Genomic DNA, 14,528 nt, shown 5'->3' with positions numbered 1-14,528 from the left:
ACCAAATCTCAACTTTGTTCAACGAGTATTGCTCTAAAAATAAAAAATAGCATACTAAGATACTTAGCATACTATTTTTCCCTTTTGGATAGGCTAATATTGTTTAAGATTTACGTTGCATTAATTGCGGTGCTGCTGTAAATAATAGCACACCAACAATTGCGGTTAAAACGGTAGCTGGTAGCATGTATGTTCCATTATAAATAATTGAATAGACCCATGCATTTTGATCGCCTGCATATTCAGCAAAAAATACTGCACCTGCGAACGTATGCGCAAGATAACGAAGGAAACCTGCCAACACCGTACCAATGACAATATAAACGGCCATTTTCTTTTTATTTAAAGCTGTTGCTGCCTTTAATACAGGTTCACGAACGATTGCTGCTAAACCTACTACGGTAAAGGCCACCCCATAATCTAGTAATCCTTGAAGCCAGTGCACAATATAAGCACCAAACATTGTTTGTATAACACCAATCAATAGCCCTGTTGCAAGCCCTGACCAAAGGCCCCAACGAAACGCCATTAATATGATTGGAATCATCACCAAGCTCACAGAGCCACCTTGTGCCCATACTTTAAAGGAAACTTGATCAAGCACAAGTCCTATCGCTGCGAAAATGGCAATCTCGACCAGCATGAGTAATCTTTTTTTGTCCATAAAATTATTCTCTCCTTTGTTCCGATGTAGGATACAAGAGCAGGAATAGAAATCAATTATTGATATGCGCACAATCCGGCATGAAAAAAACGATGCCAGGACAGAGCCTCACATCGTAAAAGTGTCGGTTTCTATCCACATCCCTACGCAAGTGTTAACTTACAGGTTCAAAGAGTAAAGGCATTACGTGCCCAGTCTCAGCTGACATCATCAGCTCCCCTTGTGGTCGTTACATCTAATTTTTTATTGAACACCCTCATTGTACGCAAACGTCTGGACGATTACAACCTTTTCCACGCTTATTTTTTTTTGAAACTTTTGATTTTTTAATGCGTAAATATAAAAAAAGGAGGAACAATGATGGAGAATCAAAAAATTTTACCTGCATTTAGTTATCTCAGTATTTTTTTTGCACCATTTATCGTCCCGTTAGTTGTCTATTTTGTTTCAAATGATCGTGATATCAAAAGACATGCTGTCAGAGCACTTATTTCTCACTTAATCCCACTTGCCTTTGGCATCATCTTCTTTATCGTTTTCATTTTTTCAACGATGTCACTCAATATGTTTGACCCTTCTGCAAATGGGAATACATTTATTATTATATGGTTTGTATCATTTGCAATTTATTTACTCGTATCATTAGCGATTGTCATTTGGAATATAGTGCAAGCTGTACGAGTGATTCGTTAAAAATTCGTTCAAAGGAGCTGTCGTATTTGTGAAAGTATCAAAAGTAGTTAAAACTGCTATAAAATTTGCACCCATCGTTATTCCTATCGTAAAAAAAGTAGTCGCAGCTAAAAAAGGAACAACAGCTAACGTACAAACACGCAGAAAATAGTAGCAAATATTTCGCTATCCTAAAACGGAAAAACCCACGTCGCCTTCCGCTCAACATAGTAAGCAGCAGAAGTCTCCGTGGGTTTTTACTTAAATTGTGTGAGTGCCTGGCACTTTTTCTCGGCATTGACCAAGAAACTTCGCGGCTCAACGCACTATCAAAATTCAGAATTGTTTCAGTGCCTGGCACTTACTTTACTTCAAAATGTGTTGTGCTATGTCCGCTTAACGTTTTTTCGACATGTAGCACTGCTGGCATGGCAGCTTTTAATTCGGCTACATGTGAAATAACGCCTATCATTCTGCCTGAGTCCTGTAAATCAATTAGCGTATCAATGGCTTTATTTAACGCTTCTTCATCTAACGAGCCAAAGCCCTCGTCAATAAACATTGTTTCAATTCGTATATTGCCTTGGAAGCTTTGAATGACATCTGCCATCCCTAACGCAAGGCTTAATGATGCATTAAACTTTTCTCCACCTGATAAAGTTTTAACATCTCGTAACTGGTCCGTATAGGCATCATAAACATCCAATCCTAGCCCACTTTGTTTCGCATGCTTCTCTAATCGGTCGGAACGTCGCAATTCAAATTGTCCATTTGATAAATGGAATAAGCGAAGATTTGCTGCTGCCGTAATCTTATCCAAATAACTAATTTGAATATAGCGCTCAAAGGATAGTTTTTTCGGATTTTGGCCATTTAACAATGTATAAAGTTCCTTGACACGCCCCGCTTCTTTTTCAAGGACATTTATTTCATTTGCTGTTTCCTCAACTTTAACGATAAAGTCAGCACATGCCCTTGCATAGCTTTGGGTCAATTGCAAAGTTTTAAATGCCTCTTCGTATGTGTTGCGCAGCCCTTCAAGCTTTTCTTCTAATATTGTTAAATCTTGCTTCGCTTTTCCTTCAAGATGCTTTGCACCATCTGCCAGTTGTTGCTGCAAAGAATGGAGCTGCAATGCATAATCATGACAAGCTTTACGTAAATCCTCAATTTGTACAACACTTCGTTTTGCAGCAGCATATTCTTCATAGCTTGCAAAACCAACATCCTTCATACTAGCTAAAAACTGTTCGCGTTTGTCATTAAGCGTTTTTTGCAATTCCTCATATGCTTTTTTAGCCAACTCTTCCACCATCGTCGCCTTACTTGTTGCCTCCTGTGCCACTTGCAAGTTTTGCTGGCTTGTATGCCATGCAGTTTGAAGTGCAAGCTTTTGCTGTCCGACATCTGCAATTGTTTGCTTTAGCTCTTGTAATGACTGCACATGCTCAGGAATATGCTTTTGCTGTTCTTCTACTATAGCTTGCTGTTTTATTAAGTCATTGGTCTGCTCAGCAAAATGTTGCTCTAATTGAATTTGTTTTTGTTGTAGGTGTTCATTTTGTTCGACATGCCCTTTTAGCTTTGCTCGTGCAACAGACAGTTGATCATTCACGATTTTCAACACTGCGACTTGTTGTTCAACAAAGTGTAAAGAGGATGTCAGTTCTAGTTTCTCTGCTAATGATATGTGATGAGCCTCTAATTGTTCATTCACATCCTGTAACAGTTGTTTCGTCGATTTTAGTGTCGCTTCTTGTTCCAAATACTTACGCTCATTGGCATTTGCTGTAGCACGTATCGATTCTAGCTCCACTTCGTCGACTACTTCTTTTGGTTCGTTATGTGCTAATTGATGTGTTGTGCTTCCACAAACTGGGCAGGGATCGCCATCCTTTAATTGGGCTGCTAATATACTTGCCTGACTAGCTATCCATTGTTGTTCTTTTGTTTGTAGTGCACTTTTACTTTCTTGATATTGTTGTCGCGCTAAGTTGACAGCTTGCTCAGCTTGTTCGATTGCTCGCTCATATTTTTCAATTTGGGCTAATAAAGTTACTTGTTCCTTAAGAATAGGTAGCTTTTCTAAATACTCAGCATAAGGCTCCATTTGTTTTTCATGTTTTTCAATTGTTGCTATTAATTGCTGTTGTTGTCTTTGTTCAGTTTCTAAAATTGCTAAATTATCAGCTACTGCTCGCTTTGCCGTTAAAACAAGCTGTTCATTTATTGCTAATTGTTGCTGATTGTGCTCAAACACTTCAAATTTCGGTAATAATGCTACTAGTTGCATTTCTTGTTGCACTATTTGCTGACGCTCTGGCTCTTTCGCTTCTTCCTCTGCATACAATTCCTGCGCTTTTTTCAACTGTGCCAACGCATTTTTGTGCGCTAATGTCGCTTGTTGAAATAGTTGTTCTTTCCGATTTTGCTCTGTCCGTAAATCAATACATTGTTGTTCCTGCATAATAAGACGGTCTGCTTGCTCAGCTAATTTTATTTCCCGTTCCTTCGCTGTATACAATTTTTGTTCTTGTAATAATAGTTGCAAACGCGCTTGTCGTTGCGCTTGTTGCTCGAATTGCTCATTAAGTGCCTTAGCCATACTGTAATATTCTTGTTCTTTTCGATGATGTGCAACAGCTTCCTCATAGCGTAGCTGCTCTGTTTTGATGCTGGCATTATAGAAGAACTGCTCTTCTTCAAGGGCATTTTTCAACTGATGCATATTGTCAGTATTATTGCTGATACAAGTAAACAGCGTAGAATTGCGCTGTGGTAATGCACCTGCAATTTGACCAAGTAAATGTTCTTTTAATTGTTGCGCACGTTCTAAATCCTTTTCTGCTTCTTTTCGTTTTGTATCTAATTTTTTCGTCATGGCACTAAAACGATCGGTTTTAAAAATTTTCCGTAAGATTACTTCTTTATTCGTAGAATCCGAAGTTAATAACTTACGAAACTCTCCTTGTGGCAACATCACAATTTGGCTAAACTGATCTTTTGTTAGCCCTATAATGTCCAGAAGCTTTTTATCTACTTCATTTGTTTGTTGCTTCTCTACAATACTAAAGTCAAATTTCCCCTCTTTTATTTCCGCTAATTCAACTTTTTTCCCTGTAACACTTTTATTTTTAGCTTTAATATGACCCGGTTGGCGAACAATTTGATAGACCTTGCCATGCATTTCAAATACTAGTTCCACTGCGGTATAAACATCATCTGCTGCAAAACCGCTTCGTAGCATCGCTGTATCTTGACGATCTTCTCCGCTTCCCGAACCATAAAGTGCATAACAAATAGCATCAAAAATGGTTGTTTTCCCGGCACCTGTTTTTCCCGATATAGCAAATAATCGATAGTCTCCAAGTTGTTGGAAATCAATAACCTCTGTCTCTTTATAAGGACCGAAAGCAGTAATGGTTAACTTAAGTGGTTTCATCGCACTGCCTCCCGTTCCTCTTCTAATAACTCTTGTAGCATTTCTACAAATAGACGCTCTGTATCTACATCAGGCTGTTCACCTAATACATTTTCGTAAAATCCACGGAATAAATCAATGTCCTCTACTTTTTCTGAGTCAACTGCTTGTATTTCTTGAGCCACCTGCACTCGTGACGCTTTGCGCTCTATATGCATGGCATGGGGAAATACTGTACGAATTCGCTCCATCGGTGAAGCGACAGGTGTCGTATCTGTTAAGCGCACAAAAACATAATCATCACATGGTGGTAATTTTAATAGTTCATCCATCGAGCCTTCTACCACTCTTAGATCACGCCTTGGCACGAATTTTCTCTTATTAACTTCTACTTTGCCACTTGCATCTAGTTCTACAATTAAAAAGCCTTTTTCATGTAAATGCTCAGACAATGAATATTTCAAAGGTGAGCCTGCATAGCGAATTGTTTCGTTTAGGACAAAGTGAGCTTTATGCAAATGACCTAGTGCTGTGTAGTTAAAAGGTGCAAATAACGCAGCATCCACACAATCGGAGCCACCAATCGATAGCGGGCGTTCTGAATCACTAGTATTCGCTTCTTCGTAACCGTATTTCGTTACGAAGGCATGTCCGATAAAAACATTACGCTTTGTTATATCCATTGTTTCGTTAATATGCGCCATGATTTTTTGCATCGCATCTTGGTGTGACTGAATCGTTTCGTCCTCTAAAATGGTACGTACTGATGCAGGCTCTGCAAACGGCACAAGATGAAAATGCACCTCACCAAATTCGTCTGTTAGTATGACTGGAGAATGTTCTTTAGTAAATTGCCCTACAATATGGAGCCCACTATCACGCATGACTCGGCTACCAAAATTCAATCGCCCCGCACTATCATGATTTCCAGCTACCGCTAATATCGGAATTTTCTTTTCCAATACAATCTCAGCAAAAACATCATTCAACAAGTTTACAGCCTCTACAGGTGGCAATGAGCGATCATATAAATCGCCTGCTACAATAATCGCATCCGGCTTTTCTTCATCAATGGCTTGTAAAAATTGCTGTAAAATATAGCGCTGGTCCTCAGTCATATACATCCCTTGTACAAGCTTTCCTAAATGCCAATCGGCTGTATGGAATAATTTCATAGTATTTGCGCCTCCTGTCTTTTTCTTTTATTTTAGCACGCATTCAACCTAAATTGTTTCAGTGACTGGCACCCGTACTTTTCAGAATTGTTTGCGTGCCTGGCACTTGCCTTCTGGCACTTGCCTTCTATTTCATTGCGCTTTTCTAGGTATACAGCGTAAGCCTCCAACCTTCTTTCGCACGCGGTTCGTGGCGTCTTACAACACTGTGCAGTTCTTAGCAGGACTCCTCTTGGATCTTTACTTAGATATTAAAAGTTCTTACAGTCAATTTTCAGAATTTTTTCAGTGCCAGGCACCTTTTTTGTACGTGCTTGCACCAAAAAGGCACTAAAAAAAACATGCTAAGTTACTTGAACCTCTAATTAGGAGATAGTTCAGATACTTAGCATACTTTTTTTACTCTATGACAACTGTTATGCACTTGTTCATGTGCGAGATTCGTTATAATTGCCAGCGTGGATTGGCTCTTACTTTTTCTATAAAGGCAGCATAACCAATAAAGCCTTGAATGTTTCTAACGATGGATACTTCTTCTTTATTGTCTTCTACTGCCTGTTCTTTAAACTGTGCCTGTTGTTCCAATATTTCTTGAAATGTCATTGGGTTAGGCTTAGGTAACTCTGCTGAAGAAATGGCCAATCTATCGCTCCCACTATATACATTTAAAAAGGCATTGGCCATTTGACGATATCCTTCAAAATTAGGATGGACATCGGCAACATTAGGTAAGTAGTCTGTAGCTTGCATGCCGAAAGCATCGTAAACATGAACATAAGTCATGCCTGCCTGCTCGGCTTGTTGCTGTAAAATCGTATTTAACTTCACTAGCTGTGCATTCGTGCCGACCTTCTGTGTTGCATGTACATTTGGATAAGCAAAATAATAACCCATGACGTACACTTGCGCATGCGGTGCACGCACTTTTACCTCTGCTAACAATTCCGCCATATTTTTACGTGCTAAATTTAACGCAAAATCAACCTGAAGCTGCGAAAACGTTAACGTACCAGCTGATGGGTTAACTTGCACTAGACGTAGTAAATCATTAGCCCCGGCTGAAATAGTAATAACTGTTGCTTGTGCTAATAACGCACTTGCCTCTGCTGATTTTACACGCGCTAAAACTTCCGCTGTTGTGAAGCCTGGGAAGGCAAGCTCTTTTGTATAGTGACCTAGTTGTCCCATCTTCCCCAAACGCATAGCAATCAAATCGCTATAGCCTGCATCAATTTCCTGATATGGCGTTTGACCTGCTGCTAATGAATCCCCAAGCGCCACATAATTTTCAGTCCGAGCAAAGGCAGATGAAACACCAAGTGTCAACGAAAGCACAGTTATACTTACTAGGCTCAATAGTCGTTTCATCTGCTCACCTCACATTAAATTATTAAAAAGCCCAGCTACCTTTACGGAATATTGGCTCCACAGTGCCATCGGCTAAAATACCATCAATATCCATATCCCCGCTACCAATCATAAAGTCCTCATGCGTGACTGAAATATTCGCACCTAATGCTTCCAGTTGACCAGTCTCTAGGTCTCTTCCACCTTCTAAGCAAGTTGGATAAGCTTCTCCAATTGCTAAATGGTTGGACGCATTCTCATCAAATAATGTATTGAAATATAATATTTCCGAAGCTGAAATTGGAGATTCGTGTGGCACAAGGGCTACCTCTCCTAAGTAACTAGAGCCTTCATCTACCGTGATTAACTCTTGTAATAAATCATGGCCCACTTCAGCTTTGGCATCAATAATTTTTCCTTCTTCAAAAGTAAGCTTAAAACCATCAATAATATTGCCTTGGTATACTAATGGTTTTGTATTACTTACATAGCCATTAATCCCTTGTTTCATTGGCAACGTATACACTTCTTCTGTTGGCATATTCGCGATAAAAATCGTACCATCAGGTGTTTTACTGCCACCAGTAAGCCATTTATGCTGTGGCGCTAATGCAATCGTTAAGTCTGTACCAGGTGCAGTGTAGTGCAGTTTTGCATACTTTTTGTCGTTCAATAATGCTGCTCTAGACTCTAAATTCGCAACATGCGTACGCCAGTTTTCAACCGCATTTCCTTGCCCAATACGTACAGTGTTAAAGATTGCTTCCCATAGTGCTGGAACTTGTTTTTCAACTGCTAAATTCGGAAATACCTTTCCAGCCCACTTTGCTGAAGGGACTGCTATGATCGACCAAGCAATTAAATCCTTCATCACAGCATTACGATAATTTTTCAAGGCAGCTCCAGATACCTTTTGGTATGTTGCTAAACGCTCCGCAGGGATGCCGCTTAATTTGTCTGGATCTGCAGCATCAATCCATAATAATGCGCCTTTGCGTTCAATTAGCTCATCACGCATTTTCACTACCCATTGTGGGTAATGATTAAATTCCTCATCCGAGGCATGCTCAAAAAATGCACGGTCCATTTCATCATCTGAAAAATTAACATGAACACGACCAGCGCCAGCCTTGTATGCTTCCTTCACCACTAAACGAGCAAAATCTAATGCATCGACCGATGTATTGACTAATAAGTATTGCCCTGGTTGAATATTGACACCAACCTTAACTGCTAGCTCTGCATATGCTCGTAATTTTTCTTCAAATGTCATATTATTTCCCTCGCTTTTGGCCAATTGTTTTTGTATTACCTTCTACTAGCTTGCCATCATGCCATACTTTCTGCACTGGCTTGCCTGGAATTTCACGTGTCCACTTTTTATACGTTTTTTCATCATGGTAGGATAACAGTGTTAATACTTCACCATCTGCTCCTGCACGGCCAGTACGTCCAGAACGATGCAAGTACTGTTCAATTGTACGTGGAACATCGACATGAATAACATGTGTTAAACCAGCAATATCTAAACCACGTGCGGCAATATCTGTGGCGATTAATACGCGTGCTTCTCCTTTACGGAATGCATCTAACGCTTTTTTACGCTCTTCTTTCTTCATGTCAGAATGGAGTGTCACAATTGGTGCTGAACGGTATTGTAGCTTTGTTTCTTTCATTAGCAATTGATCGATATTGTTGACGAAAGCAAGAGCACGTAAATCTTCCGTATGAGATAGTCGACGTAGGAAGTCAGTTTTATCGCGTTCTTCTACTTTGACGAACGAATGAACAACTTTGCCGAATTTCACCATGTCCTCTGGTTTAATTTTGAAACGTAATGGCTCAAACATCATACGGCTTGCGACTAATTCAATTTCCTCCGTAATTGTCGCAGAAACAACCACTACTTGGCGACCGAATGCTGATCCTTCGATAAATGATTTCACCACAACACGATATTCACGGCTTAGTAGCTGATCGCACTCGTCTAAAATAACTGTTTCAATTTCTTTTAACTTTAATTTACCCGCACGCACTAATTCATTTAGGCGTCCTGGAGTACCTACGACGATTGTCGGTTTTTTCTTTAGCTTCTCGATTTGACGTGCAGAGTTTGCACCACCAATAAGCTGTTGTACGGTAATATCAGAACCAGCAGTCCATTCACGAATGACCTCAACGATTTGCATCGCTAATTCTTGAGACGGCGCAACTATTAGCCCTTGTGTTTGTTTTTTCCCACCATTTACTTTATTCAGTAGAGGTAACACATAAGCCAATGTTTTCCCTGAGCCTGTCGGTGATTCTGCTACAATATCTTTCCCTTCTAGCATTGCCGGAATCATTTCTTCTTGAATTTTCATCGGCTCTTCAAATTTCCATTTTGCTTGTAATTCTTCTTTTAATAAATTTATAACTGACATGTTAATTCCCACCTTATTATCCTGCTTGACATTAGTTTAACATACTAGCTGTGTACAAGCATTTTCCTTCTTTATGATTGTGCAAACAAGTATTGAAAAAGCTCACCTTTTACAACAGGTGAGCCAAAATGCTAGTCCACTAATTCATAGCCGCATGCTAAAATAGCACATTCGGCTAAGACGATTAGTGAATCAATATATTTGTCACTTAATTTTAAATCTCGATTAACGATTGATAGCTCTGTACAGCCTAGCACGATACGATCACAATTTAAAGCTAGCATCGCTTCTTCAATAGGCAGCCAATCTTCCTTTGTAACATCCTTGCCTGCTTTTACATAGTCGTAAATTATTGCCATCACTTGTTCTTTCATTGCATCATCTGGTACAACCGGTGTAATACCGAAGTCCTCTAAGGCATCTTGATACATGCGTGATGTTAACGTCCCTGTTGTTGCTAAAATGCCGACACGTTTTGCGCCTAAATCGTGTGCACGCTTGGCCGTTTCCCGAATCATATGTAACACAGGAATAGGCGAGTCTTGTGCTATTTCATCATAAAAAGTATGCGCCGTATTGCACGGAATGGCAATTAAATTTGCACCAACTGAAGCTAGTTTTTTTGCATCCTCAATTAATACTGGAACAGGATTTTCCTTTGTTTTATCTAAAATAAAAGCAGTACGATCAGGAATATTTGTATCATTATCAATAATGGTATGAACATGTTCCTGATCCTTTATAGCCTTTGTACGTCTTACAATCATTTCGCCGATAAACATTGTTGCAAGTGGACCGACACCACCTATTATACCTAAAGTTTGTTTTTTCATTAGTTAGACAGACCTTTGTTGTTAAAATATTTCTTATATTTGCGATAAAAGCTTAAATTATCAAGCGTTACATTCAACCAACGTTTCGCATTCATATCTTTATAATTGAATATAGAATCCGTAGTTAGTCCTTGGCGAATTAGGCTCTTTGCTTCAATCACAAGCTGTTCATTTAATACGTATTTAAATAATACACCATTTGGTACGATCGTCCAAAGATGCTTGTTCTGCACATATGTCAGTTGCTGTTTACTTCCACGAATAAAATCATCCGCTACATATTGCATTAAATTATAACCGCTTGCCGTCACATAATAATTCGATAGTTCATTATGTAATTCTATACTTAATAATTTGTATAGCCCATCACGTTCATCATATTTCATATCAAATGTGGCGAAACCTTGGAATTTTATTGCTTCTAGAAACGCTTTAACACCATCCATTAGTTCCTTGTCGTACGTTGTCATAATAGCAACATAACGCCCAATACCATCTGGAGAATGCTCTTCTAAAATCGGGTTCCCTACAGATAGTAGCTTGACTTTGTGATCTTGTCCAACATAAGCATTTACAACACGCATATTGGCGTCCTCACCTGGAATATATTGCTGAATCATCAAATCATCACGATAGGCCGATTCTTTATAGATTGCGTGGAAAATAGCATCTTTTTCTTCCTCATTTTGTGCAATATAGACCTTTTTCTTACCTGGGAAAATACAACTTGCGTACTTCGTCATATTCATGGGCTTGATGACAACTGGATAGTCTAGAGACTTCAACTGTTCGTAATCATTAACCGTACAAATAGCCATGGCTGGATGGTGGAAGCCATAGTCCGCACAAAGCTGATACATGCTTTCCCTCGTTAGTAATTGGTTGGCAAGTGGTTCATCCACATAGGGAATAATAAAATGGCTCGACAATTCTTCTTTATAATGCACAATTTTCTTTACATAAAACTCATCGCAAGCCAATAGCAGTAATTTCTTATCTGCAAACTCCTCTGCAATGGCTTTCAAGGCTACAACAAAGCGCTCTTCAATATGCAATCTTGGTACTTCTCGAAAACTTAATAAATCACTTTGTTGAATTTTTTCCATATTCGTATGATTTAATGCTAGTGGTTTGACGCCATAGGACTCGTAAAATGCTCGCGCCATGCCGTAAGCATTCATTTCATCGCCCAATAAAACTGGTAAAAAAGCGTGCTCAATGGCCATTCTACTCAACTCACTTTAGCTTTTTTTATTAGTGTAACATATTTTCATGCTAGCAAAATTGCGCGCCTAATTAGGAAACTTGCGCCCCTTCTTATTTATGAACCGCAACTGCTTGCATATTCAGCTCCTGATAGCTCTTAAAAAATTCATCTACATTATAAGAAACATTGCCTTGTAATGGGTCCATAACGACAACTTGCTGATTGGAATGCCCAGTCAATACGACGGCATGCAAATTTATGTACGCTTGGCGTTTCACCGTTTCTCCTTCATAAATCCAACCTTTATTGGCCGTTGTTTTCGGTGTTGATAAATCAAGTGTAACCCATACCACCACCGGCACTCCCTCCTCTACGAGCTCTAAAATATCACTCTGAGAGGCACCGCTCATATCCGTTACACGCAAGTTTGCCTGCTTATCTGCAATAGCAGCTTCTGCTGCTTTGACAATCGGTGCTGCATAGACATACATGCCATTTGCCTTGTCGCGAGGATTGCCAGCATATGCAATACCAGGGTTTGGGCCGTACCGTTGTCCACCTGCTGTGTAAATATTTTGTTTAGGCAAATAGTTATCTGCCATTTCAAGTTTTGATACATTCATGCCGTAATAATTTAAAACAGCTGTTAGTGCTGTAATTTCACAACCTTGGGGAAGCTCAGGTTTTTGCATAACCACCGGCACAGCAAGCTCCTGCTCTGCTCTTGAGGCATGTGTTGGCAGTCGAAAATACGGCTTCGTCTCATCATACGTAAATTTTTCTATTGTCGTATAGCCATCGTCACCATGGCTATTATGCGTTGTTGCCGTAATCGTATATTCTCTGCCGTCTACAAGATTTGAAAAAGTAGCCTCTCCCTCTTCAGAGCCTATCGCTTCCTCAATTTTCTTACCGGTCTCCGTATCTGTCATTGTTATAAAGAGACTTGGAATCGGTGCACCACTATTAAATTCTACCGTTAAAACAGTTATTTGGTTTTTTGGTCGACTTTGCTGTGTAAATTGATTACAACCTGAAAGTAGCATGATAATCATAATACTAACTATTAAGAGACGTTTATAATCACTCCACAAGACAAATTCCGCTCCTATCTCAATCGAAGAAATACATTATCTTCTATTCTATTTTTTACAACAATTTGTCATGTTTTTATTATACGCTAAATTAATTAGTGTTCCTATTTTATCCTGCTACTTTTCAAGGATTAGACAAAAATCTAGCACAATATGCGGGACTTAAGATGTTGTTACTTTAGGCCGAAGCGTATGCTTTAACACCTTGCCTGACGCATTCCGTGGTAATTGCGCTAAAAATTCAATTTCATAAGGCACTTTATACTTTGCTAACTGTGAACGACAATGGGCTAAAATGGCCTCTTCATTAGTGAGCTTCCCTTCTTTTAGTACGACAAACGCTTTTGGCACTTCTCCGTACACTTCATGAGGCAAGCCAATGACAGCTGCTTCTAAAATGGCTGGTAGCTGATATAACACTTCTTCGATTTCAATTGGATAAATATTTTCGCCAGCGCGAATAATCATATCCTTTTTACGATCCACGATATATAAGTAACCTTCATCGTCGAATCGCCCTAAATCACCAGAATAAAGCCAACCATCCCGTATTGTTCGAGCCGTCTCTTCCTCATTGCGTAAATAACCTTTCATAACTTGTGGTCCTCTTACGCAAATTTCACCGACTTCACCTGCTGGTAAAGCTTCACCAAAACTATCTACTACGCGAATTTCTGTCTGTGCTAACGGCTTGCCGACAGAACCAATTTTTGTTAATGCATCCGCGTCCAACAGTGATGTAGCAGCCGGCGTATTTTCTGTTTGTCCATATAAATTTTGCACTTTTACATTTGGCAATGCTTCTTTCACTTGTTTTACAAGCTCATACGGCATCGGCGCTGCACCGTAACATAATAGACGTAAATGGACGAAGGTATGATCCTTAAAGCCCGGCGTATTTAACAGCATTGTGTACATGGAAGGTACGCCAAAAAATATCGTAGCCCGTGTGTTGGCAAGCTCTTGTAACGTATTTTTCGGTGAAAAGCTCTCCTCTATAATGACGGTACCACCTTGATAAAACATCGGCATCGCAAATACATGCAGTCCTGCACAATGAAACAATGGTGTACAAATAAACATACTATCCTCATGTGTCATATTCATTGATGCTGACCAAATAGCCGCTGTCGCTGCAATATTTTGATGGGTTAGCATGACCCCTTTCGGCTTTCCTGTTGTCCCAGACGTATACATCACAACAGCGGTATCATTTGCTTGTAATTGTACGACCTTTCTTTGTCCCCCATCTTGTTTTATAATCTCTTTCATTTGCTTTAGTGTGATTACATGATGAAAGGCATATGGAACATCTGCTAGTATGTCCTCTATTCTCTCGTCATAAATAAGCCCCTTCGCCTGTGAATGCTCGACAATAAAGTTTACCTCTCGTGCAGCAAGCTTTGTATTTATAGGCATCGCAACAAAACCCGCAAGTTGAATACCAATGTAAGCAATTAAAAATAAATCGGAATTAAGTGTATATAACGCAATGACATCGTTTTTTTCATAGCCCTGCTGCTGTAAATACGCAGCAAATCGTTCACTACACTTATAAAATTCACCATAAGTAATTCGTTTTTCGCCATAAACTGTCGCAATCGCATTAGCTTGCTGTGTAGCATAGTTCTGTAAAATATCCGTCATCAACATCATGATCATAAACCCCCTCATTATTTTTGTTACCTATTA

At 39.4% G+C, this 14,528-nt stretch carries 12 protein-coding genes and 1 riboswitch; of the genes, 2 read left to right on the top strand and 10 right to left on the bottom strand.

Annotated features, from left to right (window positions below; translation table 11 throughout):
- Window positions 1-103: 103 nt before the first annotated feature.
- A complete protein-coding gene (gene thiT / locus ACIQXI_RS19810) occupies window positions 104-664 on the bottom strand; it encodes an energy-coupled thiamine transporter ThiT (protein ID WP_402927984.1) in 561 nt (186 codons plus the stop codon).
- A gap of 123 nt (window positions 665-787) precedes the next feature.
- A riboswitch (TPP riboswitch) is annotated at window positions 788-895 on the bottom strand.
- 129 nt (window positions 896-1,024) lie between these two features.
- Here thiT and ACIQXI_RS19805 point away from each other — a divergent pair.
- The gene (locus ACIQXI_RS19805; protein WP_402927983.1) at window positions 1,025-1,357 is read left to right on the top strand and encodes a magnetosome magnetite crystal formation protein family; all 333 of its coding nucleotides are present in this window, start codon (window positions 1,025-1,027) and stop codon (window positions 1,355-1,357) included.
- Between the two features lie 28 nt (window positions 1,358-1,385).
- Window positions 1,386-1,508 carry a hypothetical protein gene (locus tag ACIQXI_RS19800; protein WP_402927982.1) on the top strand — a complete coding sequence of 41 codons (123 nt, stop codon included), beginning with the start codon at window positions 1,386-1,388 and terminating at the stop codon, window positions 1,506-1,508.
- A 189-nt stretch (window positions 1,509-1,697) separates the two neighbouring features.
- Here ACIQXI_RS19800 and ACIQXI_RS19795 read toward each other — a convergent pair whose 3' ends face one another.
- The 9 genes from ACIQXI_RS19795 to ACIQXI_RS19755 all read right to left on the bottom strand — a co-directional run bounded on the left by ACIQXI_RS19795 (window position 1,698) and on the right by ACIQXI_RS19755 (window position 14,489).
- The gene (locus tag ACIQXI_RS19795) at window positions 1,698-4,778 is read right to left on the bottom strand and encodes an AAA family ATPase (RefSeq protein ID WP_402927981.1); all 3,081 of its coding nucleotides are present in this window, start codon (window positions 4,776-4,778) and stop codon (window positions 1,698-1,700) included.
- The gene (locus tag ACIQXI_RS19790) at window positions 4,775-5,932 is read right to left on the bottom strand and encodes an exonuclease SbcCD subunit D (protein ID WP_402927980.1); all 1,158 of its coding nucleotides are present in this window, start codon (window positions 5,930-5,932) and stop codon (window positions 4,775-4,777) included. Before ACIQXI_RS19790 ends, ACIQXI_RS19795 begins: the two co-directional genes overlap by 4 nt.
- Before the next feature lie 444 nt (window positions 5,933-6,376).
- Window positions 6,377-7,300: an SGNH/GDSL hydrolase family protein gene (locus ACIQXI_RS19785; protein WP_402927979.1), complete on the bottom strand. Its 924-nt coding sequence runs from the start codon at window positions 7,298-7,300 to the stop codon at window positions 6,377-6,379.
- A 22-nt stretch (window positions 7,301-7,322) separates the two neighbouring features.
- Entirely contained in the window at window positions 7,323-8,552 is a 1,230-nt protein-coding gene (locus ACIQXI_RS19780) for an aminopeptidase (protein ID WP_402927978.1), read from the bottom strand.
- Window position 8,553: 1 nt separating this feature from the next.
- Window positions 8,554-9,702: a DEAD/DEAH box helicase gene (locus ACIQXI_RS19775; RefSeq protein ID WP_402927976.1), complete on the bottom strand. Its 1,149-nt coding sequence runs from the start codon at window positions 9,700-9,702 to the stop codon at window positions 8,554-8,556.
- Between the two features lie 131 nt (window positions 9,703-9,833).
- On the bottom strand, window positions 9,834-10,535 hold the full coding sequence (gene cuyB, locus ACIQXI_RS19770; RefSeq protein ID WP_402927975.1) for a cysteate racemase: 702 nt from the start codon (window positions 10,533-10,535) through the stop codon (window positions 9,834-9,836).
- Complete coding sequence (locus ACIQXI_RS19765; protein ID WP_402927973.1) at window positions 10,535-11,761, bottom strand: carboxylate--amine ligase; 1,227 nt, start codon at window positions 11,759-11,761, stop codon at window positions 10,535-10,537. Before ACIQXI_RS19765 ends, cuyB begins: the two co-directional genes overlap by 1 nt.
- 91 nt (window positions 11,762-11,852) lie before the next feature.
- Window positions 11,853-12,836 carry a C39 family peptidase gene (locus tag ACIQXI_RS19760; RefSeq protein ID WP_402927972.1) on the bottom strand — a complete coding sequence of 328 codons (984 nt, stop codon included), beginning with the start codon at window positions 12,834-12,836 and terminating at the stop codon, window positions 11,853-11,855.
- A gap of 162 nt (window positions 12,837-12,998) precedes the next feature.
- Window positions 12,999-14,489 carry a class I adenylate-forming enzyme family protein gene (locus ACIQXI_RS19755; protein ID WP_402928059.1) on the bottom strand — a complete coding sequence of 497 codons (1,491 nt, stop codon included), beginning with the start codon at window positions 14,487-14,489 and terminating at the stop codon, window positions 12,999-13,001.
- Window positions 14,490-14,528 lie beyond the last annotated feature (39 nt).

Source organism: Lysinibacillus sp. NPDC097195, from assembly GCF_044762075.1.
Lineage (GTDB): Bacteria > Bacillota > Bacilli > Bacillales_A > Planococcaceae > Lysinibacillus.
The sequence above is the reverse complement of the archived record's forward strand: the minus strand, read 5'-3'. Positions and strand labels throughout refer to the sequence as shown.